The 22,847-nt window shown below is 72.8% G+C and carries 21 protein-coding genes; 13 read left to right on the forward strand and 8 right to left on the reverse strand.

Features of this window, described 5'->3' with window-relative positions:
- From ACN6LM_RS05240 to ACN6LM_RS05250, 3 genes are read left to right on the forward strand one after another with little or no spacing between them, the layout of a single operon-like run.
- Nucleotides 1-531, forward strand: a complete 531-nt coding sequence (locus ACN6LM_RS05240; RefSeq protein ID WP_445064080.1) for a hypothetical protein — start codon at nucleotides 1-3, stop codon at nucleotides 529-531.
- A 33-nt stretch (nucleotides 532-564) separates the two neighbouring features.
- Nucleotides 565-1,296 (forward strand): nuclear transport factor 2 family protein, encoded by a 732-nt coding sequence (locus ACN6LM_RS05245; protein ID WP_445064081.1) that lies wholly within the window; start codon nucleotides 565-567, stop codon nucleotides 1,294-1,296.
- Between the two features lie 18 nt (nucleotides 1,297-1,314).
- Nucleotides 1,315-2,547, forward strand: a complete 1,233-nt coding sequence (locus ACN6LM_RS05250; protein WP_445064082.1) for a lytic murein transglycosylase — start codon at nucleotides 1,315-1,317, stop codon at nucleotides 2,545-2,547.
- A 32-nt stretch (nucleotides 2,548-2,579) separates the two neighbouring features.
- Here ACN6LM_RS05250 and ACN6LM_RS05255 read toward each other — a convergent pair whose 3' ends face one another.
- Nucleotides 2,580-3,644 carry an ATP-dependent DNA ligase gene (locus tag ACN6LM_RS05255; protein WP_445064083.1) on the reverse strand — a complete coding sequence of 355 codons (1,065 nt, stop codon included), beginning with the start codon at nucleotides 3,642-3,644 and terminating at the stop codon, nucleotides 2,580-2,582.
- A 97-nt stretch (nucleotides 3,645-3,741) separates the two neighbouring features.
- Here ACN6LM_RS05255 and ligD point away from each other — a divergent pair, with 97 nt between their 5' ends.
- The 3 genes from ligD to ACN6LM_RS05270 all read left to right on the forward strand — a co-directional run bounded on the left by ligD (nucleotide 3,742) and on the right by ACN6LM_RS05270 (nucleotide 6,919).
- Nucleotides 3,742-4,752, forward strand: coding sequence for a non-homologous end-joining DNA ligase (ligD, locus tag ACN6LM_RS05260; protein ID WP_445064125.1), 1,011 nt, complete (start codon nucleotides 3,742-3,744; stop codon nucleotides 4,750-4,752).
- Nucleotides 4,749-5,822, forward strand: coding sequence for an ABC transporter permease (locus tag ACN6LM_RS05265; RefSeq protein WP_445064084.1), 1,074 nt, complete (start codon nucleotides 4,749-4,751; stop codon nucleotides 5,820-5,822). The genes ligD and ACN6LM_RS05265 overlap by 4 nt, the downstream gene beginning before the upstream one ends.
- 146 nt (nucleotides 5,823-5,968) lie before the next feature.
- Nucleotides 5,969-6,919 carry a multicopper oxidase domain-containing protein gene (locus ACN6LM_RS05270; protein WP_445064085.1) on the forward strand — a complete coding sequence of 317 codons (951 nt, stop codon included), beginning with the start codon at nucleotides 5,969-5,971 and terminating at the stop codon, nucleotides 6,917-6,919.
- A 5-nt stretch (nucleotides 6,920-6,924) separates the two neighbouring features.
- Here ACN6LM_RS05270 and ACN6LM_RS05275 read toward each other — a convergent pair whose 3' ends face one another.
- The gene (locus ACN6LM_RS05275) at nucleotides 6,925-9,099 is read right to left on the reverse strand and encodes a DEAD/DEAH box helicase (RefSeq protein ID WP_445064086.1); all 2,175 of its coding nucleotides are present in this window, start codon (nucleotides 9,097-9,099) and stop codon (nucleotides 6,925-6,927) included.
- Nucleotides 9,100-9,247: 148 nt separating this feature from the next.
- Here ACN6LM_RS05275 and ACN6LM_RS05280 point away from each other — a divergent pair, with 148 nt between their 5' ends.
- On the forward strand, nucleotides 9,248-9,502 hold the full coding sequence (locus tag ACN6LM_RS05280; protein ID WP_073965723.1) for a WhiB family transcriptional regulator: 255 nt from the start codon (nucleotides 9,248-9,250) through the stop codon (nucleotides 9,500-9,502).
- Nucleotides 9,503-9,599: 97 nt separating this feature from the next.
- On the forward strand, nucleotides 9,600-11,183 hold the full coding sequence (locus ACN6LM_RS05285) for a GMC family oxidoreductase (RefSeq protein WP_445064087.1): 1,584 nt from the start codon (nucleotides 9,600-9,602) through the stop codon (nucleotides 11,181-11,183).
- A 250-nt stretch (nucleotides 11,184-11,433) separates the two neighbouring features.
- Here ACN6LM_RS05285 and ACN6LM_RS05290 read toward each other — a convergent pair whose 3' ends face one another.
- Nucleotides 11,434-12,348 carry a chitosanase gene (locus tag ACN6LM_RS05290; RefSeq protein WP_445064126.1) on the reverse strand — a complete coding sequence of 305 codons (915 nt, stop codon included), beginning with the start codon at nucleotides 12,346-12,348 and terminating at the stop codon, nucleotides 11,434-11,436.
- A 491-nt stretch (nucleotides 12,349-12,839) separates the two neighbouring features.
- Here ACN6LM_RS05290 and ACN6LM_RS05295 point away from each other — a divergent pair, with 491 nt between their 5' ends.
- Complete coding sequence (locus tag ACN6LM_RS05295; protein WP_445064088.1) at nucleotides 12,840-13,115, forward strand: hypothetical protein; 276 nt, start codon at nucleotides 12,840-12,842, stop codon at nucleotides 13,113-13,115.
- Nucleotides 13,116-13,172: 57 nt separating this feature from the next.
- Here the strand turns inward: ACN6LM_RS05295 and ACN6LM_RS05300 are convergent, their stop codons facing one another.
- From ACN6LM_RS05300 to ACN6LM_RS05315, 4 genes are all read right to left on the reverse strand, one after another.
- On the reverse strand, nucleotides 13,173-14,147 hold the full coding sequence (locus ACN6LM_RS05300; protein WP_445064089.1) for an acyl-ACP desaturase: 975 nt from the start codon (nucleotides 14,145-14,147) through the stop codon (nucleotides 13,173-13,175).
- Nucleotides 14,148-14,323: 176 nt separating this feature from the next.
- Entirely contained in the window at nucleotides 14,324-15,955 is a 1,632-nt protein-coding gene (locus ACN6LM_RS05305) for an ABC-F family ATP-binding cassette domain-containing protein (protein ID WP_445064090.1), read from the reverse strand.
- Nucleotides 15,956-16,271: 316 nt separating this feature from the next.
- Nucleotides 16,272-16,685 (reverse strand): spore wall synthesis regulator SsgD, encoded by a 414-nt coding sequence (ssgD, locus tag ACN6LM_RS05310; RefSeq protein ID WP_445064091.1) that lies wholly within the window; start codon nucleotides 16,683-16,685, stop codon nucleotides 16,272-16,274.
- A 161-nt stretch (nucleotides 16,686-16,846) separates the two neighbouring features.
- A complete protein-coding gene (locus ACN6LM_RS05315; protein WP_445064092.1) occupies nucleotides 16,847-17,140 on the reverse strand; it encodes a YciI family protein in 294 nt (97 codons plus the stop codon).
- Nucleotides 17,141-17,200: 60 nt separating this feature from the next.
- Between ACN6LM_RS05315 and ACN6LM_RS05320 the strand changes: the two genes are divergently transcribed.
- Nucleotides 17,201-17,863 carry an endonuclease V gene (locus ACN6LM_RS05320; RefSeq protein ID WP_445064127.1) on the forward strand — a complete coding sequence of 221 codons (663 nt, stop codon included), beginning with the start codon at nucleotides 17,201-17,203 and terminating at the stop codon, nucleotides 17,861-17,863.
- Nucleotides 17,864-17,875: 12 nt separating this feature from the next.
- Here the strand turns inward: ACN6LM_RS05320 and ACN6LM_RS05325 are convergent, their stop codons facing one another.
- Entirely contained in the window at nucleotides 17,876-19,066 is a 1,191-nt protein-coding gene (locus tag ACN6LM_RS05325) for a saccharopine dehydrogenase family protein (RefSeq protein ID WP_445064093.1), read from the reverse strand.
- Nucleotides 19,067-19,279: 213 nt separating this feature from the next.
- On the opposite strand from ACN6LM_RS05325, the gene ACN6LM_RS05330 reads away from it, so the two are divergent.
- The 3 genes from ACN6LM_RS05330 to ACN6LM_RS05340 are packed head-to-tail and all read left to right on the forward strand — an operon-like array spanning nucleotide 19,280 to nucleotide 22,841.
- Nucleotides 19,280-20,431, forward strand: a complete 1,152-nt coding sequence (locus tag ACN6LM_RS05330; protein WP_445064094.1) for a CaiB/BaiF CoA transferase family protein — start codon at nucleotides 19,280-19,282, stop codon at nucleotides 20,429-20,431.
- Complete coding sequence (locus ACN6LM_RS05335) at nucleotides 20,431-21,573, forward strand: acyl-CoA dehydrogenase family protein (protein WP_164403913.1); 1,143 nt, start codon at nucleotides 20,431-20,433, stop codon at nucleotides 21,571-21,573. The genes ACN6LM_RS05330 and ACN6LM_RS05335 overlap by 1 nt, the downstream gene beginning before the upstream one ends.
- A 53-nt stretch (nucleotides 21,574-21,626) precedes the next feature.
- Complete coding sequence (locus ACN6LM_RS05340; RefSeq protein WP_445064095.1) at nucleotides 21,627-22,841, forward strand: acetyl-CoA C-acetyltransferase; 1,215 nt, start codon at nucleotides 21,627-21,629, stop codon at nucleotides 22,839-22,841.
- Nucleotides 22,842-22,847 lie beyond the last annotated feature (6 nt).

The following is a 22,847-nucleotide window of genomic DNA, read 5'->3' on the forward strand; positions in this document are numbered from 1 at the left end:
ATGGCACGGGTAGCGATGACGAGGAATCCGCTGGTCGCGGCGGCGATCGTGCTGACGGTCGCGGCGGCCGGCGCCGCGGGCTGGGGCGGGGTGTCCCGGTACCGGGCGGCGCACGACAGCTCGGCCGCGTACGCCCAGACCCGCGACGAGGTCCTGGCGGCGGGGGAGCAGGCCGTGCAGAACATGAACACGCTCGACCACGCGCGGCTGGAGAAGGGGCTCGACAGCTGGGAGGACTCCACCACGGGGGACCTGCACCAGCAACTGGTCGAAGGACGGGGCGGGTTCGAGAAGCAGATCCAGGAGGCGAAGACCGTCAGCACCGCCAAGGTGCTGGCCGGCGCGGTCACCGAGCTGGACGACCGGGCCGGGAGGGCGGGGGTCATGGTGGCGCTGAGAGTGACCGTGACCGCGCCGAAGGGCAAGCCCGCGGTGAAGGAGAGCCGGATGCTCGGCCAGCTCACCCGCACCCCCGACGGGTGGAAGCTCAGCGCCCTCGGCCAGGCGCCCGTCGGCAACACCGCCGGCTGACACCCCCGCCCCCGCACCGAGAGGAACCCGGACATGTCGACCACCCGTCACCTGGTCAACCGTCAGCGCCGCCTGGCCACGGTCGCCGCCGCCGAACGCACCGCGACGGCGGCCCCGCCCCGCCCCCGCCCGGGGCGCGGGCCGGACCTGGAGAAGCCCGGCACCGCGCGGGACGACGCGGTTCCGGAGAGCGAGGAGGAGGACGAAGGGGAGGCCGGGGAGGAGCCGGAGAAGGCCGCCGTCCGGCGCCGGCCGCGCCTCAGCCTGCCTGCCGTCCTCTGCGTCCTCACCCTGCTCCTCGGCGCCGTCGCGGCCTGGGCGTTCAGCTCGGCGGCGGGCCTGCGCGACGACCCCAGCCGGCGGAACACGGCCCTGACCGACATCAGCCGCACCAGCGAGGTCAAGGGCCGGATCACGGAGGCTGTCGGCGCGGTCTTCTCGTACGACTACGCCTCACCCGCCAAGGCCGAGGCGGCGGTGACGAAGTACCTGACCGGCAAGGCGGTCCAGCAGCACGAGGACATGCTCGCCGAGGTCCGGGCGCAGGCGCCGAAGCAGAAGCTGGTCCTCACGACGACCGTCACCGACAGCGGCGTGGAGATGCTCGACGGCGACCGGGCCCGGCTGCTGATCTACGCCGACCAGCGCAACACCCGTACCGGCAAGTCCGAGGAGACCACGTACGCGGCGGCCATGTTCAGCGTGGACGCCGTCCGCAAGGACGGCAGCTGGCGGATCTCCGCGATCGACACGTTCACCCGGTGACCCCCTAGGAGAGCACGCATGAGGTTCAACGGCACCAGGCGCCGAGGACTCGGCGGCACCGCCGCGGCCGTCGCCGCGATGGCCGCGCTCACGGCGTCCCAGGCACCCCAGCTCGCCGCGCACGAAGGGACCCCGAAGCACCGTCAGAAGACGGACGGCGTCGTCTGGTCGGAGGTCCCCAACGACGACTCGTACCACACCGAACTCCCGCCGCTGAAGAGCCCGAAGCCGCCGAAGAAGGGCGAGAAGCCGAGCCCCGCGGCCCAGCAGTCGTGGGCCGAGGCCGGCATCCCGGCCACCGTGCTCGCCGCCTACCGCAAGGCGGAGGCGACGACGCGGCGCGGCGACCCGGGCTGCCGGCTGCCCTGGCAGTTACTGGCGGCGATCGGCAAGGTCGAGTCCGGGCACGCGGCCGGCGGCCGGGTCGACAGGACGGGCACGACCGTCTCGCCGATCCTCGGCCCGGTCCTCGACGGCGCCGGTTTCGCCAACATCCCGGACACCGACGGCGGCGCCTACGACGGGGACGCGACGTACGACCGTGCGGTCGGCCCGATGCAGTTCATCCCCTCGACGTGGGCGCACTGGGGCCGGGACGGCAACGGCGACGGGCGCCGGGACCCGAACAACGTGTACGACGCGGCGCTCGCCGCCGGGGCCTACCTCTGCGCCGGAACGCGCGACCTGTCGGTTCCCTCCGACATGAACCGGGCGATCCTGAGCTACAACCACTCGGAAACCTATCTGCGTACGGTGCTTTCCTGGCTGGAGTTCTACCGCAAGGGCATCCACCCGGTCACCGACGGCACGGGGCCCATCCCCAGGAGCCCCGGTGCCGGCAGCCCCAACAAGCCCGCGCACCCCGTGGGCGGGTCCGGTTCCGACGACGGCGGCGGCATCGAGGTCGGCCCGCAGCCCACTCCCAGCACCCGCCCGACCGCACCCGGCACCCACGACCCCGACCCGAGCGGCACACCCGATCCGGATCCGACGCACACCGCCGGTCCTTCGCCCGACCCCACGGACACCGCCGGTCCGTCGCCCGACCCCACGGACACCGGCTCCGCCACCCCGGACCCGAGCACCACCCCCGACCCGGACCCGACCACCACGAAGCCGGACCCGGGGTGCACGGCCACCCCGACGCCCGACCCGACGGACACCACCGGGACCACCGGCCCGCCCTCGCCCGGTCCCACGGACGAAGGCGAGCCCTGCACCACCCCCACCCTGCCGCCCACGGCGGACTGAGACCCGGGCGGCGGCCGGGCGATCGGAAGCGCTCAGCCGCCGCCCGCCAGCACCTGGGCGAGGTCGTAGCGCACGACCTCCTCCAACTGCGCGTACGTGCAGCTCTCCGGCGTACGGTCGGGCCGCCAGCGGCGCCACTGGGCCGTGTGCCGGAAGCGGTCGCCCTCCATGTGGTCGTACGCCACCTCGCAGACCCGCTCCGGCCGCAGCGGCACCCAGGACATGTCCTTCTTTCCGGACCAGCGGCTCGGGGCGCCGGGCAGCCGGGCACCCGCGTGCGCCTCGGCCTCGGCCCAGGCGCGCCACGGGTGGTCGTCGGCGTCGGCCAGCAGGGGCTCCAGCTCGGTGACGAGTTCCGCGCGGCGCTTCATGGGGAAGGCCGCGCAGACCCCGACGTGCTGGAGCGCGCCGCTGTCGTCGTACAGGCCGAGCAGCAGCGAGCCGACGACCGGGCCGCTCTTGTGGAAGCGGTAGCCGGCCACCACGCAGTCGGCGGTCCGCTCGTGCTTGATCTTGTACATGGCCCGGACGTCCGGCCGGTACGGAGCGTCGAGCGGCTTCGCCACGATCCCGTCGAGCCCGGCCCCCTCGTACTGCTCGAACCATTCCCCGGCGCGGGCCGGGTCGGTCGTGGACGGGGCCAGGTGGACCGGCGCCGATGCCCCGGTGAGCGCCGCCTCCAGGACCGTGCGCCGGTCCGCCTGCGGAGCGTCCAGGAGCGAGTCGTCGCCCAGCGCCAGCAGGTCGAAGGCGATCAGCGCGGCCGGGGTCTGCTCGGCCAGCATCCGCACCCGCGACTCGGCGGGGTGGATGCGCTCGCTGAGCCGGTCGAAGTCGAGCCGCCCGCCGTGCGCGACGACGATCTCACCGTCCACCACACAGCGCTCCGGCAGATTGTCCCGGACGGCGGTGACCACCTCGGGGAAGTAGCGGGTGAGCGGCTTGCCGGTCCGGCTGCCGATCACCACCTCGTCACCGTCCCGGTGCACGATCGCCCGGAAGCCGTCCCACTTGGCCTCGTACTGCATGCCCGGCGGGATCTTCTTCACCGACTTGGCGAGCATCGGTTTCAGGGGCGGCATCACCGGCAGGTCCATGAACCGATTGTGAACGGTACAACGACCGGAGTCTCCCGATATGCGGCATATGTGTGTCCGGCCTACCGTGGCCGACATGGCAGCAGCGGGCACAGCGGTGGAGCTGGACGCGGCCGGGCGGGCGGTCCGGCTGTCCCATCCGGACAAGGTCTACTTCCCGGAGAAGGGCTACACGAAGAGGGATGTCGCCGAGTACTTCCTCGCGGTCGGCCCCGGCATCCTGCGCGCCCTGCGCGACCGGCCCACCACCCTCCAGCGGTTCGTGGACGGCGTCGAGGGCGAGTTCTTCTACCAGAAGCGCGCCCCCAAGAACCTCCCCGACTGGATCCCGACCACCGAGATCGCCTTCCCGAGCGGGCGGTCCGCCCGGGAGATGTGCCCCACCGAGGTGGCCGCCGTCCTGTGGGCCGCCAACCTCGGCACCCTGACCTTCCACCCCTGGCCGGTCCGGGGCGGGGACACCGACCACCCCGACGAACTGCGCATCGACCTGGACCCGCAGCCCGGCACCGGTTACGCCGACGCGGTCCGCGCCGCCCACGAGCTGCGCGGCGTCCTGGAGGAGCACGGGCTGCGCGGCTGGCCCAAGACGTCCGGCGGGCGCGGCATCCACGTCTTCGTGCCCATCGAGCCGCGCTGGACGTTCACCGAGGTGAGGCGCGCCGCCATCGCGGTCGGGCGCGAGCTGGAGAGCCGGATGCCGGACCGGGTGACCACCGCCTGGTGGAAGGAGGAGCGCGGCGAGCGGATCTTCGTCGACTACAACCAGACCGCCCGCGACCGCACCATCGCCTCCGCCTACTCCGTACGGCCCTTCCCGCACGCACCGGTCTCCGCCCCGCTGCGCTGGGAGGAGGTGGACGACGCCGAACCCCGCGACTTCGACCTCCGCACCATGCCCGTGCGGTACGCGGAACACGGCGACGTGCACGCCGGCATGGACCAGGAGGCGTTCCGCCTGGACTCCCTGCTCGAACTCGCCGACCGCCACGCGAGCGACGGCGGCCCCGGTGACCTGCCCTACCCGCCCGAGTACCCGAAGATGCCCGGCGAGCCGAAGCGCGTGCAGCCGAGCCGCGCCCGCCGCGACCAGGGCGACGAGGCGTGAGCGAGCCGGAAGCCGGTCCGGAGCACGGGGCGCACGGACGGCCGCTGACCCGGAGCCAGAAGTGGCAGGGTTTCAAGGAGTCCCCGTACTTCCCGGCGATCGTCCTGCTGTTCATCCTCTCGGCCGCCGCCGGGCTCTTCGCCGGCTCCTACACGTACGCCATGGCCAACCCGACCCCGCACAGCGTTCCCACCGCCGTGGTCAGCGAGCCGGACACCTCGCGCGGCCGGGAGTTCGTCGCCGGGATGGACAAGGCCCTCGACGCCTCCCTGGTCATCCGTGTCTATCCGACGGCGGCCGCCGCGCGCGAGGCCCTGGAGGAGCAGGAGGTCTTCGCCATCGTGCGGTCCGGCAGCCGGGGCGTCTCGATGGACGTGGCCGCGGCCTCCGGGGCCGCCGTCGCCCAGCTGCTCGCCGAGTCCGCGGTGAAGGTGGGCGACGCGCTGGACATCCCGGTGGCCGTGCAGGACGTCAAACCCCTTCAGAAGGGCGACCCGCGCGGCCTCGCGCTCTTCTACATCTCGCTCGCCGCGGTGATCATCGGCTTCGTGGGCGCCATCCAGCTCAGCGTGCACGCCCGGGCGCTGATCCCGGTGGAACGGATCGGCTTCACGATCCTCTACTCGCTCCTGGGGGCCTTCGCCATCGCCGCCGTGGTCGACTGGCTGCTGGGGGCGGTGGACCTGCCCTTCGTCGAGTCCTGGCTGATCCTCGCGTTCACGATGTTCACCTCGGGCATGGTCTTCACCATGTTCAACACCCTGATCGGCCGCTGGGCGATGCTGCCGACCTGGGGCGTCATGGTGCTGCTGGGCAACCCGTCCTCGGGCGGAGCCGTCTCGTGGCCGCTGCTGCCCTCGCTCCTCGGGCACATCGGACGCTGGCTGCCCCCGGGCGCCTCCGTCAACGCCCAGCACACCGCCGTCTACTACCAGGGCCACCAGCGCGTCTTCCCCTACCTGGTCCTCGCGGCCTGGGCACTCGTCTCGTGCACCGTCTTCTGGGTGTGGCGCCACCGGCACCCCGGCGGGCGCGCGCACATGCCGCAGCACGCGGCGACGGTCACCTGATCAGGCAGGCGTATTCCGCGACTCGCCCACCCGGCTTGACGGCCCGGAGGCGAACTTCTCCTTACTGTGGGTAAGCGATTTTCCGGGCTTCGTGACGGCCCGTCGCCACATCCTCGGCAGCACCCGTCAGCAGTGGGGAGTTCGACATGGACCGCAGAAGTTTCAGCCGGCGGATGCTGATGGGCGGCGGGGTCGCGGCGGCCGCGGGGGTGACATCGTTGTCCCTTCCGGCGCCCGGCGCCGCCGCCCTGCCCCACCGGCTCCGCCGGGCGCCCGCCGGGGGAGTGGTCCGGCGCATCCGTATGTACGTGGAGAAGCTGCCGGACGGCCGGATGGGCTACGGGCTGGAGAAGGGCAGGGCCACCGTGCCCGGACCGCTCATCGAGCTCAACGAGGGCGACACCCTGCACATCGAGTTCGTCAACACACTCGACGTGCCGGCCGGGCTCCACGCGCACGGCGTCGACTACGACATCGCCAGCGACGGCACCCGGATGAACCACAGCACCGTCGAACCCGGCGCCACCCGCACGTACACCTGGCGCACCCACACCCCCGGCCTGCGCCGCGACGGCACCTGGCAGCCCGGCAGCGCGGGCTACTGGCACTACCACGACCACGCCGTCGGCTCCGACCACGGCACCGGCGGCATCCGCGAAGGGCTCTACGGGCCGCTGGTCGTCCGGCGCCGGGGCGACATCCTGCCGGACAGGACGATCACGATCGTCTTCAACGGCATGTCGATCAACAACACCCCGGCCGGTGAGAGCCCGGACTTCACGACCACGCTCGGGGACCGGCTCGAAGTCGTCATGATCACGCACGGCGACTTCTACCACACCTTCCACATGCACGGTCATCGCTGGGCGGACAACCGCACGGGCATGCTCACCGGGCCCGACGACCCGAGCCGGGTGGTCGACACGAAGATCGTCGGCCCGGCGGACTCCTTCGGCTTCCAGGTGATCGCGGGCGAACACGTGGGCGCCGGCGCCTGGATGTACCACTGCCACGTGCAGAGCCACGCCGACCGGGGGATGGGCGGCATGCTCCTCGTCGCCGACCGGGACGGCACCGTTCCCGGACACGACGGGTAGGCCCTTCAGCCGCCCGTCGGCGCGCCGAGGCGCCGCTGCTCCTCCTCGACGATCCGGCGGGCCAGCTCGCCCTCCGATATGTCCACCGCGTCCGGCGTCGTCTCGGCGACATCGCTGCGCCGCGCGTACGCGTCGAACAGGCGCTCCTTGCGGGCCACGAGGTCCAGCATCCGCTGGTCGATGCTGTCCGCGGCGAGCAGCCGGTGCACCCGCACCGTCCGTATCTGGCCCATCCGGTGCACCCGTGCCACGGCCTGGTGCTCCGTCGTCGGCTTGAGCTGCGGTTCGCACAGGATGACGACGGACGCGGCCTGCATGTTCAGCCCGACCCCGCCCGCCTGGATCTGGCTCAGCAGCACCGCGTGACCGTCCGCCGCCGCGAACGCGTCGACCAGCTCCTGGCGCCGGGCCGCCGCCACGCTCCCCGACAGCGGGCCGTACACCCCGTCACCGAGCGCCCCGCGCACCGTGTCCAGGACCTCGCGGAAGTACGAGAACACCACGACCTTCAGGCCGTTGCCCGCCGCCTCCGCGACCAGTTCGCGCAGCCGGTTCAGCTTGGCGGAGGTCTCCGGCCGGGCGTACGCCGCCCGGCGCATCCGCATGAAGTGCCCGGCGGCCACCGCCTCCCGGTACGCCAGCAGGTCGCCCTCGCCGAACTCCTCCCACTCGTCCACCTGGACCACGGCGGGCAGCTCGGCGAGGACGTCCTGCTGGTTGCGCCGCAGATACGCGGGGGCCACGGCGCGGCGGAACGCCCGCGAGCCCGCCGCGCCGTGGCCGGCGCCGACCGCGGGGACCAGCTCGGGCCGGAGCTGGCGGACGAGGCTGCGGAACTCCTCCACCCGGTTCTCCATCGGGGTGCCGGTCAGGAACAGCACCCGGTCCGTGCGGCCCGACCACCCGGAGACCGCGCGCGAACGGCGGGTCTCCGGGTTCTTCACGTAGTGCGCCTCGTCCACCACGAGCATCCCGGGCCGCACCCCGCAGTCCGCGGCGTCCGGCAGGGCGCGCAGCGCGTCGAAGGTGGTCAGCGCGACCCCGCCGGACTCCCGCCACTCCGCGAACGCCTCGTGCCGCTCGGGCCCGTGCACCGGCACCGCGCGCAGGGTGGACCTGGCCCGGACCTCCCGCGTCCAGTTGATGAGGACGCTCGCCGGGCACACCACCAGGAAATGCGTCTCCCCGTGCGCCGCGAGGTGCGCCAGGGCCGCGATGGCCTGGACGGTCTTGCCGAGCCCCATCTCGTCGCCGAGGATCACCCGCTTCTGGACGAGCGCGAACCGGGCGCCGAACGACTGATAGCCGCGCAGGGAGACCCGCAGCCGGGCGTCGTCCAGCCGCAGTCCGCGCACCCGGTCGGCCATCCCCGACGGCAGGAACCCCTCGGCCGCGTCCCGGTCGGGCCCCGAGCCGGAGAGCTCCGCGAGCAGGCTGTAGTACTCGGCGGACCGCAGTTCGAAGTCGACCCAGGCGGCGGCGGGGGACCCCGGCTCCCGCAGCAGATCGGCCGACACCTGGGCGAACAGCGGCGGCAGGCCCCGTTCCACCGCGTCGGCGACGGCCGCCCGGACCCCGGTCACGGCCTCCCGCACCCCGGCCCGCGACCGCCTCCCGGCGAACAGCAGCCGCAGCCGCCCCCGCGCCGGACCGGCCGCCGCCAGCAGGGGCTCCAGGCGCCCGGCCAACGCACGCGCCCCGGCCACCGCCCGCCGCGCGTCCGGGCCCGCCTCCACCAGCCCGTGCACCGCGTCGAGCAGCGCGGTCACGGCCTCGTTCCGGTCGTCCACGTCGATGCGCACCGCGACGGTGTCCCGCACCGCGTGCGCGATCCCGCCCGCCGCGGCCAGGGCCTGGTCGGCCGTCTGCGCGCCGACGCCGGGGATCTGACGGAGCTCGTAGCGGTTGGCGCCGTACACCTGGCCGACCGTGCTGAAACCCGCCTGCTCGATCGCGCCGAGGCGGAGCCGGCCCTCCGTGACGTCCTTCAGCCGGGAGACGGGGATGGCGGCGAGTTCGGCGCGCACGAGGGCGTCGAGCAGGGGGTCCAGGCACGTCCGGACGGCGGTGACGGCGCGGGTGTGGTCGGCGAGGACCCCGCGCGCCGCGTCCAGCAGCCCGTCGGCGCGGACGAGCAGTTCCCGGGCGGCCCGCCCGGCCGGTGCCCCGCCCTCGGTCATGTACGTCCCTCTGTCTCCGTGAAACTGCCGCTCTCCGCGAAAACGGTGGCTCGTATCGTCCCACGCGGCCCCGGCACACCGGCCGGGAGGACGCGCCATTGACGCGGCGTTGATCAGTCGTTTATCGCGGCACGGCACTGTGGCCGTCATGCTGATCAACACCGCGACCGACCCCGCCTTCTCCTGGCAGGAGACAGCACTGTGCGCCCAGGCGGGTCCCGAGTTCTTCTTCCCGGCCCCCGGCAGCTCCACCCGTGAGGCCAAGCAGCTCTGCAACGCCTGCGAGGGGCGGCAGGCGTGCCTGGAGTACGCCCTCGACAACGACGAGCGCTTCGGCGTCTGGGGCGGCCTGTCCGAGAAGGAGCGGGAGCGGCTGCGCAGAGTTGGCCGCGACCGGGCCTGAAACGGCTTTGTACGTGCGAGACTTCGGCCTCCACCGTTTCCGTGCGCGGACCCCGTGACCGTGACGGAGCCCGCGTCGACCTGGAGGAGAAGCCGAGTTGAGCGAGTACGACTACGTCGTCGTCGGGGCGGGTTCGGCCGGCTGCGTGCTGGCCGCGCGGCTGTCCGAGGACCCCACCGTACGGGTCGCGCTGGTCGAGTCGGGCGGGCCCGACCGCAAGCAGGAGATCCGCGTCCCGGCCGCCTTCCCGCAGCTGTTCAAGACCCCGTTCGACTGGGACTTCAGCACGGTGGAGCAGCCGGCGCTCGGCGGCCGTGAACTGTTCTGGCCGCGCGGCCACACCCTGGGCGGCTCCTCCTCGATCAACGCCATGATGTGGGTACGCGGACACCGCGACGACTACGACGCGTGGGCCGGGGCCGCCGGGCCGGACTGGGGCCACGACGCGATCGTGCCCTACTTCCGTCGCGCCGAGCGCTGGTCCGGCCCGGCCGGCGAGGGCACGGTGTACGGCACCGGGGGTCCGCTGCACATCGCGCCGCCCCGCAGCCCGTCCCCGCTGACCGCCGACTTCGTCACCGCCTGCCGCGACGACGGCCTGACGTTCCTGCCCGAACTGAACGCGCCCGATCACAGCGGGGTCGCCCTCACCCCCGTCAACCAGCGGCGCGGGCGGCGCTGGAGCGCGGCCGACGGCTACCTCAAGCCGGCCGCCCGGCGCGCCAATCTGGACGTCCTCACACACACCCGCGTCCGCGCCCTCGCCTTCGACGGCGACCGGGCCACCGGAGTGGAGACCGAGGTCTCCGGCACGCTCACCGCCCGCCGCGAGGTGATCCTCAGCGCCGGCGCCATCGGCTCCCCGCACCTGCTGCTGCGCTCGGGCATCGGCGACCCCGGCGAACTGCGCCGCGCGGGCGTCGAGGTCCGCGCCGCGTCACCGGACGTCGGCCGCAACCTCCAGGACCACCTGTCCTTCGCGGTCACCCTGCACTGCCCCCGCCCGGTCACCATGACGGGCGCCGACACCCCGGTGAACATCGCCCGCTACCTGCTCGCCGGACGCGGACCGCTCAGCTCCAACCTGGCCGAGGCCGTCGCCTTCGTACGCAGCGCCTCCGCACCGTCCGCGCCGGACCTGGAACTGATCTTCGCCCCCGCCCCGTTCATCGACCACGGGCTGACCCCGCCCACCGAACACGGCGTCACGATCGGCGTCGTCCTGCTCCAGCCCGAGAGCACCGGCCGCATCACCCTGGACACGGACCACCCGGACCCCCGCTCCGCCCTGCGCATCGACCCCGGCTACCTCGCCGACGGCACCGATATGCGGCGCATGATGGACGGCGTCCGCCACGCCGAACGGCTCTTCGCCCACCCGGCTCTCGCCCCGCACACCTCGACGCCCATGGGCCACTACCCGGGCGAGGTGGACGACGACCGCCTGGCCGAGGCGATCCGGGCCGGGGCGGAAACCCTGTACCACCCCGTCGGCACCTGCCGGATGGGCGAGGACCCCGGATCGGTCACCGACCCCCGGCTCCGGGTGCGCGGCGTCCGGGGCCTGCGCGTGGTCGACGCCTCGGTCATGCCGCGCATCACCCGGGGGCACACCCACGCGCCCACGGTCGCCATCGCCGAGAAGGCCGCCGAACTGATCAGGCAGGACGCCCGCCGCTAAGGGCTGTCCCGCAATTCCCGGCGGGCGCACGACGACAGCCACGGCACCTCGCCGCGTTGTCGAAACGCCCGCATACATCCCGTATGCGGGCGCCTCTCCGCCTTGCGATGCACCGCATCCGACGCCGCGCGCTGATCCACCCGGAATCGCGGGACAGCCCTTGGGACCGAGAGTCCCGCCTGTCCGGCGGGCGGACGGCGCTGCTTTCGAAGCACGTCCCAGGAGCGTCAGGGCCGCCACGGGGCCGGGGTCACGACGGGATGCGGAACGTCTCGCCGTACATCTTCCAGGTCAGCGGCGGCTCCAGGTCCAGGTTCTCGTCCTCCAGGAAGACGCGCTGCGCGGTGTCGATGCGCGAGGTGTCGTGCTGCTGGTTCTTCTTCGACTTCATCACGGCCCGCGCGGTGTCCAGGAAGATGTCCAGGTACGCCGACTCGTCACCGCCCTCCGCGACCGTGTCCGCCTCCGCCAGCGCCGCCTGCCGGATGCCGTAGAACGAATCCGCCTCGTGCCCGGGGCCCTGGAGGACCATGGTGTCGAAGTAGATGAACTGGCCCAGCGTGCCGAGGCCGTCCAGCTTCGCCAGGCGCACCGCCGGCTCGAAGTACTGCTTGTCGCGCACCTCCTCCTGCGCCTTGCGGAACGCCGGGTCCTCCGCCGCCTTCTTCCACGCGCCCGTGAACCCGGGGTCCAGGCCCTCGTGCGACCCGGTCCCGTCGACCTCGCGCAGGGCGGGAAGGTACGGGGCGAGCGGGTTGTCCGGGTGGTCCTTCGTGAACGCCTCGACGAACGCGAGCATGTCGTGCGTACCGGAGCAGAACCCGACGAGACCGGCCGCGTAACCGGTGCCGTCGCCGCTGTCCTCGATCGTCGCGTACTGCGTGCGCCAGTCCAGCGTCGAGCCCTCCGCGCTGGCCAGCAGCTCCCACGCGATCTCGCGCATCTTCGGCGCGGCGAGTCCGGCCGGGGCCCCGTCGATCCGCTCGTTCATCTCCGCGCGCTCCTCGTCGTCCGCCGCCGCGAACGGGTCCGGGTTCACCGGCCCGGTGGCGGACGCCTCGGCGGCCTTGGGGGAGTCCGTGGGCAGACCGGCGTCGTCGCCGGTGTTGAAGACGAGGGCGACGGCTATCGCCAGCGGCGCACCGATGAGAGCGAAGCGGGTCACAGGTTTCACCGGCACAGCGTACGGTCCCGCCCGCCCCCGGGCGGCACACCCCCGCACGGGGGAATCGCCCCATGACCGCTGAAGGCCCTCCGCTTCCGTACCCCCGGCGCATGCGCGAACTCGCCGCCCGGGCACGCTTCCTGTCCGCTTCGGGGGCATTGCGCCCGGTGCTGGACGAGCTGGACGCCGGTGGCCCGTACGAGCCGGCATCGCCGTCGTCGCCGCGGCCGTCGGCCGTGACGCGGGGTGGACGGGCGCGCACCTCGCCGACCCGGACCCCTTCGTGCAGGGCCACGCCCTTCGGGTCGCCCGGAGCCTCGGCGTCCCGGACGAAGCGTACGAGCGGACCCCGGGCGACCTGCCCCGCACCGCGCGCCGCCGCCTGCTCCGCGCCGTCGTCCGCGACCGGCGCACCGACCTCGCCGCCGGCTCCTCGAAGGTGCGCGCCGACTGGGGCGACGCCGAGGCGGCCGTGCTGCCGCGCCGACACCGTGCCCCGGCTGCTGCCGGAGCTGCTGTACGCCGTACGCGGCTGGAGCGGCCTGGGACGCCGCCACCCCGGCCCCCTCCTGGACGCCGTCGAACGGCAGCTCGCCGAACCGCCCGAGCCGCAGCGCCCGGAGTGGTGGCATCGGTACGCCCCCGGGACAGCCGCCACCGCCGCCGCCCGGCCGGCGCCCTGGCGGACCCAGCTGCGGCTGCTGCGGCGCCACCCCGAGGCGGAGGTGCGCGACGCGGCCTACGCGGAGGTGACGGTCCGGGAGTGAGCGGTCTCCCGGAAGGCAGGGGAGTGTGCGGTCTCCCGGACCGCCACCTCCGTGCGGTCAGCCCTGGGCGCGCGCGGCCATCCGGGCCTTCCGCGCGGCCAGCTTCTCGTCGAACTTCGCGGCCTCCGTGTCCAGGCCGTGCATGTACAGGCCCAGCTCCTCCTGCGCCTTCAGGCCGTCCGGGCCCAGGCCGTCGATGTCGAGCACCTTCAGATAGCGCAGCACCGGCTGGATGACGTCGTCGTGGTGGATGCGCATGTTGTAGATCTCGCCGATCGCCATCTGCGCCGCCGCCCGCTCGAAGCCGGGCATGCCGTGGCCGGGCATCCGGAAGTTCACGACGACGTCGCGCACCGACTGCATCGTCAGATCGGGAGCCAGCTGGAACGCCGCGCCCAGCAGGTTGCGGTAGAACACCATGTGCAGGTTCTCGTCGGTCGCGATGCGTGCCAGCATGCGGTCGCAGACCGGGTCGCCCGACTGGTGCCCGGTGTTGCGGTGCGAGACGCGGGTGGCCAGCTCCTGGAAGGCCACATAGGCCACGGAGTGCAGCATCGAGTGCCGGTTGTCGGACTCGAAGCCCTCCGCCATGTGCGCCATCCGGAACTGCTCCAGCTTGTCCGGGTCGACGGCGCGCGAGGTGAGCAGGTAGTCCCGCATCACGATGCCGTGCCGGCCCTCCTCGGCCGTCCAGCGGTGCACCCAGGTGCCCCAGGCGCCGTCGCGGCCGAAGAGCGTGGCGATCTCGTGGTGGTAGCTGGGCAGGTTGTCCTCGGTGAGGAGGTTGACCACGAGGGCGATCTTGCCGATGTCGGTGACCTTGGACTGGTCGGCCTGCCACGCCTCGCCGTCCTCGAAGACGCCGGGGAAGTTGCGCCCGTCGGAGAAGGGGACGTACTCGTGCGGCATCCAGTCCTTGGCGACCTTGAGATGCCGGTCGAGCTCCTTCTCGACCACCTCTTCCAGTGCGAACAGGAGGTGGGCATCGGTCCACGCCTGTGAACTGCCGAGATGGGGAGAAGTAAGGGTCACGGGGGCTCCTGGGGACGGGAGGACTGTCTACCTACGGCTTCGTAGGTTACGAGACCGTAGGTTAAAGCGGCGGTAAGGCTCTGGCCAAGCCCGAACGGGCGAGCATCGCTCACTCTGCGTGACCAGAGGCCGAAGGGGGTGCGCACCGGCCCGGCGCACACCCCCTTGTTCCCGTGTCAGAGCTGGGCACGCACCTCCTCGGCCGTGGTGTCCCGCAGTTCGCCGTCGAGCAGCAGCCAGCGGGTGATTCCCAGCGATTCCAGGAACGGCACGTCGTGGCTGGCCACGACGAGTGCCCCCTCGTACGCCTCCAGTGCCTCGGTCAGCCGCCGTACGCTCGCCAGGTCGAGGTTGTTCGTCGGCTCGTCCAGCAGCAGCAGCTGGGGCGCCGGCTCGGCCAGCAGCAGCGCGGCCAGCGCCGCCCGGAACCGCTCCCCGCCCGACAGCGTCCCCGCCGCCCGGTCCGCCCGCGCACCCCGGAAGAGGAAGTGCGCGAGCCTCGCCCTGACGTGGTTGTTGGTGGCGTCCGGGGCGAACCGCGCCACGTTCTCCACCACACTCAGCCCGTCGTCCAGCACGTCGAGCCGCTGGGGCAGGAAGCGCAGCGGGACCTCGGTCACCGCCTCCCCGGACACCGGGGCCAGCTCTCCGGCGAGCGTACGGAGCAGCGTGGTCTTGCCCGCCCCGTTGCGCCCCACCAGCGCGATGCGCTCCGGACCGCGCACCTCGTACTGCCCCCGCACCCGTGCCCCGTACGCGAGTTCCAGATCGCGCAGGACCAGCACGCCCCGGCCCGGATGGACCCGGGTGCGCGGCAGCTCGACCCGGATCTCGTCGTCGTCGCGGACCAGCTCGACGGCGTCGTCCAGGCGCTCCTTCGCCTCGGCCAGCCGCTCCGCGTGCAGGATCCGGTGCTTGCCCGCGGACTCCTGCGCGGCACGCTTGCGCGCCCCCATGACGATCTTGGGCTCGCGCTTCTGCTCGTACATCTTCTGCCCGTACCGCTTGCGCCGGGCCAGTTTCACCTGGGCCTCGGCCAGTTCGCGCTTCTGCCGCTTCATGTCGGCCTCGGCGACGCGCACCATGCGCTCGGCCGCCTCCTGCTCGACGGCCAGCGCCTCCTCGTACGCGGAGAGGTTGCCGCCGTACCAGGTCACGGCCGAGTCGCGCAGGTCGGCGATCTGGTCGACCCGGTCCAGGAGTTCCCGGTCGTGGCTGACGACGACGAGCACCCCGTGCCAGGCGTCGACCGCCGCGTACAGCCGCTGCCTGGCGTACACGTCCAGGTTGTTCGTCGGCTCGTCGAGCAGCAGCACGTCGGGCCGGGCCAGCAGCAGCGCGGCCAGCCGCAGCAGTACGCACTCACCGCCCGACATCTCGCCGATCGTGCGGTCGAGCCCGATGTGGCCGAGACCCAGCCCGTCGAGGGTGGCCCGGGCCCGCTCCTCGACGTCCCAGTCGTCGCCCACGGCGGCGAAGTGCTCCTCGCCGACGTCACCGGACTCGATGGCGTGCAGCGCCGCGCGGACCGTGTCGATCCCGAGCGCGGCGTCGACGCGCAACTCCGTGTCCAGGACCAGGTTCTGCGGCAGGTAGCCCACGTCGCCGGACACGCTGATCCGGCCCTCGGTGGGCGCGAGTTCCCCGGCGAGCAGTCGGAGCAGGGTCGATTTCCCGGCCCCGTTGAGGCCGATGAGCCCCGTGCGGCCGGGGCCCACGGAGAGATGGAGGCCGTCCAGGGCCCGGCCGCCGTCGGGCCAGACCAGGGAGAGGGCGGAACAGGTGATGTGGGCGGTGGGGGTGGACATGAGGGAATCTCCCGGTTGCGAGGAAGGACAGGGCAACGGGACGAGACACCGGCCACTGGCGTTCGGCGCATTCCGGCAGGAAATCCGGTAGTGCGGAGGGAAGGCCCTGGTCGCGGAGGACGGCTCGGAGAGCTGAGGTCGCACTCGGGCGCGCGGACACGGCAAAGGCCGGTCATGGCACGCGACACGGTGTCTCGGGACCTCAGACCTTCAACGGCCTGCTCCATTCGGCGACGACAAGGACACCGAGAACGCTACGCGGGGTCCGGAGAGGGAGCAATCGAATTAACGGCCCCCGCGCAAACGGGTCGCGGACTCAGCAGGGACCGAACAGATCGGTCAGACTCCGGTCCAGGTCCAGGAACCGGTGCTCGTGGCCGCGGGGCACCAACTCCTCGGTCCGCCGCAGGAACCGCCGCAGATCCGCGGTGCGCACGTGCACCATCGCGATCCCCTCGGCGGCGTGGAACTCCAGCACCGTACGGTCGTAGCCGAACGGCCTGATCCGCACGTCCCCGAGACCGGACGGGACCTCCATCCCGGCGGCGAGCAGGTCCCGGGAGAACTGCCAGGACACCTCCGTCCCTTCCAGCGTCGCCGGCGCCGGGAACGCCATGCGTACGGCCAGGGGGTCGGACCGGTCGTAGCTCAGGACGGCGGGCAGCGTCTCCATCTGCGGCGCCGACGCCACCATGCGGGCCTGTACGGACTGTTCGATGACCGTGGACACGAACCTGCTCCCTCTCGCGACCGGACGAACGGTTTCCGGCACCCGTGGAGACGACGGAAGCCGCCGATCCGTGCACCGGGAGGCGGCGTGAGCTGTATCACCGCACACCGCTGCCTGTTCACCTGCCCCGTTCCGGCCGGAGCACCCCGGCCGGCCGCATTTCAGAGCTGCTGGCGGTACGGGGCGAGTGCGTCCGAGGTCTTGGTGGCGATGAACTCGGTGATCCGGTACGCGCAGACACCCTCGACCACGAACGGGTCGGTCGCCGCCAGCCGTTCGATCGCCGCCCGGTCGTCCCCGACCGCGAGTATCACCCCGCCGTCCCGGGGGTTCTTGCGCCCGGACGCGATGAACACCCCGGCCTCGTACTGCCGGTCGAGCCAGACGACGTGCGCGTTCAGCACGGCGTCGACGTGGTCCAGCGGGGCGGTGTAGGAGAGCTCCAGTACGAACATGGGTTCAGGCTATCGGCCGGGGCGGCCCGTAGGGTGAGCGCCATCATGACAGCGCTTCAGATGCCTTCCGACGCCGCCGGGGCCCGTGCCCTCCAGGACGCCCTGCGCGGCCGGGTGATCCTCGACGAGCCCGGTCCGCCGCCGGGGACCGGCCGGGTGACCGGGGTCGACGTCGCCTACGACGACGAGCGCGACATCGTGGCGGCGGCGGCCGTCGTGCTCGACGCCGCGACGCTGGAGGTGGTGGAGGAGGCGACCGCGGTCGGCCGGGTCAGCTTCCCGTACGTGCCGGGGCTGCTGGCCTTCCGCGAGATCCCGACCGTCCTGGCCGCCCTGGAGAACCTGGCCGCCGACCCCGGGCTCGTCGTCTGCGACGGGTACGGCAGGGCCCACCCCCGCCGCTTCGGTCTCGCGAGCCACCTCGGCGTCCTCACCGGGCTCCCGGTCATCGGCGTCGCCAAGAACCCGTTCACCTTCACCTACGAGCCGCCCGGCCCGGAGCGCGGGGACCAGTCGCCGCTGCTGGACGGGGCGGAGGAGGTCGGCCGGGCGCTGCGCACCCGGGCCGGCACCAAGCCGGTCTACGTCTCGGTCGGGCATCGCACGGGTCTGGACAACGCCGTGGCGCACACCCTCACGCTCGCCCGGGACTTCCGGCAGCCGGAGACGACGCGCAGGGCGGACGCCCTGTGCCGCAGGGCCCTGCGCGAGGCGACCGCCTGAGGAGGCGGCCCCTCAGCGCACCGCCGCCACCCGGAACCGCAGCCCGGCCGCGACCAGCCGGTCCAGCAGCGCGTCGCCCATCGCGGCGGCCGTCGTGACCTGCCCCGAGGTGGCCGGCAGCTCGTCCAGCGCCAGGCACAGCGCGGACTCCGCGAGCATCTTCGCCGTCTCGTCGTACCCCGGATCGCCGCCCGACACCTCCGTGAACACCCGCCGCCCGCCGCCCTCACCGACGAACCGCACGGTGAACCAGCTGCGCCGCCTGCGCTCCGCGTCCGGGCCCGCACCGGGCTGGTAGCGCGCCATCAGCCAGTCCCGCGCGGCCGGAACCTGGGCGGCACCGAGGAGCGCGCCGAGCGCCGCCGTACCGCCGAGAGCCACGGGGAGGCGCTTGACCGAGGCGTAGTGGCGGTAGCGGAAGTCGGGGCCGTAGCGGGGCAGCGCCTTCGCCGAGCGGGCGATGATCCCCGCGTCGAGCGTCGGCAGCGGAAGCGCCCAGGTGCCGGTCTCCGGGCTGAAGTGCGGGCGGCCGAGCGGTGCGTGGACGCGGCGGCCGGCCGGCCGGGGTTCGTGCAGCCGGCGCTCCTTCGCGGCGCGCGCCGTCTGCGCGCCCCGGCCCATCGCGGTGAGCGCCGAGGCGAACGTGCCAGCGGAGAAGACGGCGTTGCTGCGGACGAACCCGTCGACGCGCAGCGGTACGTCCTCCGGCAGCTGCCGGACCGTGAAGTAGGCGCCGAGGTCGTGCGGCACGGAGTCGAAGCCGCAGGCGTGCACGATGCGGGCGCCGGTCTCCCGGGCCCGGGTGTCGTGCGCCACGTACATCCGGTCCACGAACTCCGGCTCGCCCGTCAGGTCCGTGTAGTCCGTCCCCGCCTCCGCGCAGGCGGCGACCAGCCGCTCGCCGTACCAGACGTAGGGGCCGACGGTCGTGGCCACCACGTGCGCGGACTCGGCCAGCGCGCGCAGGGAAGCGGCGTCGGAGGCGTCCGCCTGGATCAGCGGCAGGTCCGCGCAGCGCGGATCGAGGGCGGTCAGCCGGGTGCGCAGCTTCTCCAGCTTGGCGCGGTCGCGTCCGGCGAGGGCCCAGCGGCAGCCGTCGGGGGCGTGCCGGGCCAGATACTCGGCGGTGAGCGCGCCCACGAAGCCGGTGGCACCGAAGAGGACTACGTCATAGGGGCGTGCGGGCCCGTTCTGCCTGTTCACGAAAGCCTCCACGGAGGACGGCGCCGGACGGAGCGAGCAGAGGTTAGCGCGGCCGCCGTGGCGGTGTGCGGGCGGGAGGGGGTCATGGGGGAGTATCCATGAATATCCGCGAGAAGAACTAAGCGCTTGCTCGGCCCAAGGGGTTGTGCGGAGCGCGGCGCGTTCTTAGCATCATCGATGTTACATCAGTTGTGTCATACCGCTGGGGGCTCGATGGCGAGTACAGGTAACGGTCCGCGCGGCCCGCTCGGCGGCCTTCGGGTGGTGGAGCTCGCCGGCATCGGCCCCGGTCCGTTCGCCGCGATGCTCCTGGCCGATCTGGGTGCCGACGTGGTGCGCGTCGACCGCCCCGGCGGCGCCGGACTCGGCATCGACCCGGCCCGCGACCTCACCAACCGCAACAAGCGCTCCGTACTCGTGGACCTCAAGGCCCCGGACGGCCCGGACACCGTCCTGGACCTGGCCGCACGCGCCGACGTCCTCATCGAGGGCTACCGGCCGGGCGTCGCGGAACGCCTCGGCGTGGGCCCCGAAGCCTGCCTGGCCCGCAACCCGCAACTGGTCTACGGGCGGATGACGGGCTGGGGCCAGGACGGGCCGCTCGCCGAGCGCGCCGGGCACGACATCGCGTACATCGCGCTCACCGGCACCCTCTCCATGATCGGCCGGCCGGAGGAGCCGCCCACCGTCCCCGCCAACCTGCTCGGCGACTACGCGGGCGGCTCGCTCTACCTCGTCGTCGGCGTTCTCGCCGCCCTCCAGCACGCCCGTACCCCCGGCGGCACCGGACAGGTGGTCGACGCGGCGATCGTGGACGGCGCCGCCCACCTCGCCGCGATGATCCACGGCATGCTCGCGGCCGGCGGCTGGCAGGACCGGCGCGGCGCCAACCTGCTGGACGGCGGCTGCCCGTTCTACGGCTCGTACGAGACCGCCGACGGGCAGTACATGGCGGTGGGCCCGCTGGAGCAGCGGTTCTACGACGAGTTCGTCCGGCTCCTCGGCATCGCGGACACCGCCCCGGACCGCAACGACCTGACCCGCTGGGACGAGCTGCGCGCCGCCGTCGCGGACCGGTTCCGCGCCCGCACCCGCGCCGAGTGGGCCGAGGTCTTCGACGGGTCGGACGCCTGCGTCGCGCCGGTCCTCTCGCTCCGCGAGGCCCCGCACCACCCCCACCTCGCCGCCCGCGCCACCTTCGTGGAGCACGGCGGACTCACCCAGCCCGCGCCCGCGCCCCGCTTCTCGGTCACGCCCACGTCCGTGCGCACCTCTCCCGCCCTGCCGGGCGCGGACACCGAAGCCGTCGCCGCCGACTGGGACGTGCCCGGCCTGCGGACCACCCGGAAGGACACCACCCCCTGATGCAGCGGCAGATCTTCACCGAAGAGCACGACGCGTTCCGGGAGACCGTGCGCACCTTCCTCGCCAAGGAAGTCCTTCCGCACTACGAGCAGTGGGAGAAGGACGGCATCGTCTCCCGCGAGGCATGGCGCGCCGCCGGCCGGCAGGGCCTCCTCGGCCTCGCCGTGCCCGAGGAGTACGGGGGCGGCGGCACCACCGACTTCCGCTACAGCGCGGTCCTGGCCGAGGAGTTCACCCGGGCCGGCACGCCCGGTATCGCGCTCGGGCTGCACAACGACATCATCGGCCCGTACCTCACCGGCCTCGCCACCGACGAGCAGAAGCGGCGCTGGCTGCCCGGCTTCTGCAGCGGCGAGACCATCACCGCCATCGCCATGACCGAACCCGGCGCCGGCTCCGACCTCCAGGGCATCCGCACCACCGCCGAGGACAAGGGCGACCACTGGCTGCTCAACGGTTCCAAGACCTTCATCTCCAACGGCATCCTGGCCGATCTGGTGGTCGTCGTCGCGAAGACCACCCCGGAGGGCGGCGCCAAGGGCCTCTCGCTGATCGTGGTCGAGCGCGGGGCGGAGGGCTTCGAGCGGGGCCGGAACCTCGACAAGATCGGCCAGAAGTCCCAGGACACCGCCGAGCTGTTCTTCAACGACGTGCGCGTCCCCAAGGAGAACCTGCTCGGCGAGCGCGACGGCGCCTTCATCCACCTGATGACCAACCTAGCCCAGGAACGCATGGGCATAGCCGTCGCCGGGATCGCCGCCGCCGAACACCTCCTGGAGATCACCACCGCGTACGTCAAGGAGCGCGAGGCGTTCGGCCGGCCGCTCGCCAAGCTCCAGCACATCCGCTTCGAGATCGCGGAGATGGCCACCGAGTGCGCCGTCACCCGGGCTTTCCTCGACCGGTGCATCGTGGACCACTCCGACGGCACCCTCGACGCCGTGCACGCCTCGATGGCGAAGTGGTGGGCGACCGAGCTGCAGAAGCGCGTTGCCGACCGCTGCCTCCAACTCCACGGCGGCTACGGCTACATGGCGGAATACCCGGTGGCCCGGGCGTTCACCGACGGCCGCATCCAGACCATCTACGGCGGCACGACCGAGATCATGAAGGAGATCATCGGCCGCTCGCTGCTCGCCTGACCCGCCTCCCCGACCACACGCTCGCGCGCCACCACCCTCGAAAGGCAGCTGTCTTGAGTACCGAAGCATTCGTCTACGACGCGATCCGCACCCCGCGTGGCCGCGGCAAGGCCAACGGCGCCCTGCACGGCACCAAGCCCATCGACCTCGTCGTCGGTCTGATCCACGAGATCCGGAACCGCTTCCCGGGCCTGGACCCGGCCGCCGTCGACGACATCGTCCTCGGCGTGGTCAGCCCGCTCGGCGACCAGGGCTCCGACATCGCCCGGATCGCCGCCATCGCGGCCGGCCTGCCCGACACCGTCGCCGGCGTCCAGGAGAACCGCTTCTGCGCCTCGGGCCTCGAAGCCGTCAACCTGGCCGCCGCCAAGGTGCGTTCGGGCTGGGAGGACCTGATCCTCGCGGGCGGCGTCGAGTCGATGTCCCGCGTGCCGATGGGCTCCGACGGCGGCGCCTGGGCGATGGACCCGATGACCAACTTCGAGACCGGCTTCGCCCCGCAGGGCATCGGCGCCGACCTCATCGCCACCATCGAGGGCTTCTCCCGCCGCGATGTGGACGAGTACGCCGCGCTCTCCCAGGAGCGGGCCGCCGAGGCGTGGAAGGAGAACCGCTTCGCCCGGTCCGTCGTCCCCGTCAGGGACCGCAACGGCCTCGTCGTCCTCGACCACGACGAGCACATGCGCCCCGGCACCACCGCCGACTCGCTCGCCGCGCTCAAGCCCTCCTTCGCGACGATCGGCGAGATGGGCGGATTCGACGCGGTGGCGCTCCAGAAGTACCACTGGGTCGAGAAGATCGACCACGTCCACCACGCGGGCAACTCCTCCGGCATCGTGGACGGCGCCTCCCTGGTGGCCATCGGCAACCGCGAGATCGGCGAGCGCTACGGCCTGACCCCGCGCGCCCGTATCGTCTCCGCCGCCGTCTCCGGCTCCGAGCCGACCATCATGCTCACCGGGCCCGCCCCCGCCACCCGCAAGGCGCTCGCCAAGGCCGGGCTGACCATCGACGACATCGACCTCATCGAGATCAACGAAGCCTTCGCCGGGGTCGTCCTGCGGTTCGTCCGGGACATGGGCGTCTCCCTCGACAAGGTCAACGTCAACGGCGGCGCCATCGCGCTCGGCCACCCGCTGGGCGCCACCGGCGCCATGATCCTCGGCACCCTCATCGACGAGCTGGAGCGCCAGGACAAGCGCTACGGCCTGGCCACCCTGTGCGTGGGCGGCGGCATGGGCATCGCCACCGTCATCGAGCGTCTCTGACCGTCC

This window comes from Streptomyces sp. SAS_281, assembly GCF_052542855.1.

Excerpts from the sequence above, each read along its gene's own strand:
- ACN6LM_RS05240 (WP_445064080.1), top strand. The coding sequence starts at position 1 with ATGGCACGGGTAGCGATGACGAGGAATCCGCTGGTCGCGGCGGCGATC.
- ACN6LM_RS05245 (WP_445064081.1), top strand. The coding sequence starts at position 565 with ATGTCGACCACCCGTCACCTGGTCAACCGTCAGCGCCGCCTGGCCACG.
- ACN6LM_RS05250 (WP_445064082.1), top strand. The coding sequence starts at position 1,315 with ATGAGGTTCAACGGCACCAGGCGCCGAGGACTCGGCGGCACCGCCGCG.
- ACN6LM_RS05255 (WP_445064083.1), bottom strand. The coding sequence starts at position 3,644 with ATGGACCTGCCGGTGATGCCGCCCCTGAAACCGATGCTCGCCAAGTCG.
- ACN6LM_RS05270 (WP_445064085.1), top strand. The coding sequence starts at position 5,969 with ATGGACCGCAGAAGTTTCAGCCGGCGGATGCTGATGGGCGGCGGGGTC.
- ACN6LM_RS05275 (WP_445064086.1), bottom strand. The coding sequence starts at position 9,099 with ATGACCGAGGGCGGGGCACCGGCCGGGCGGGCCGCCCGGGAACTGCTC.
- ACN6LM_RS05280 (WP_073965723.1), top strand. The coding sequence starts at position 9,248 with ATGCTGATCAACACCGCGACCGACCCCGCCTTCTCCTGGCAGGAGACA.
- ACN6LM_RS05305 (WP_445064090.1), bottom strand. The coding sequence starts at position 15,955 with ATGTCCACCCCCACCGCCCACATCACCTGTTCCGCCCTCTCCCTGGTC.
- ACN6LM_RS05315 (WP_445064092.1), bottom strand. The coding sequence starts at position 17,140 with ATGTTCGTACTGGAGCTCTCCTACACCGCCCCGCTGGACCACGTCGAC.
- ACN6LM_RS05320 (WP_445064127.1), top strand. The coding sequence starts at position 17,201 with ATGCCTTCCGACGCCGCCGGGGCCCGTGCCCTCCAGGACGCCCTGCGC.
- ACN6LM_RS05330 (WP_445064094.1), top strand. The coding sequence starts at position 19,280 with ATGGCGAGTACAGGTAACGGTCCGCGCGGCCCGCTCGGCGGCCTTCGG.
- ACN6LM_RS05335 (WP_164403913.1), top strand. The coding sequence starts at position 20,431 with ATGCAGCGGCAGATCTTCACCGAAGAGCACGACGCGTTCCGGGAGACC.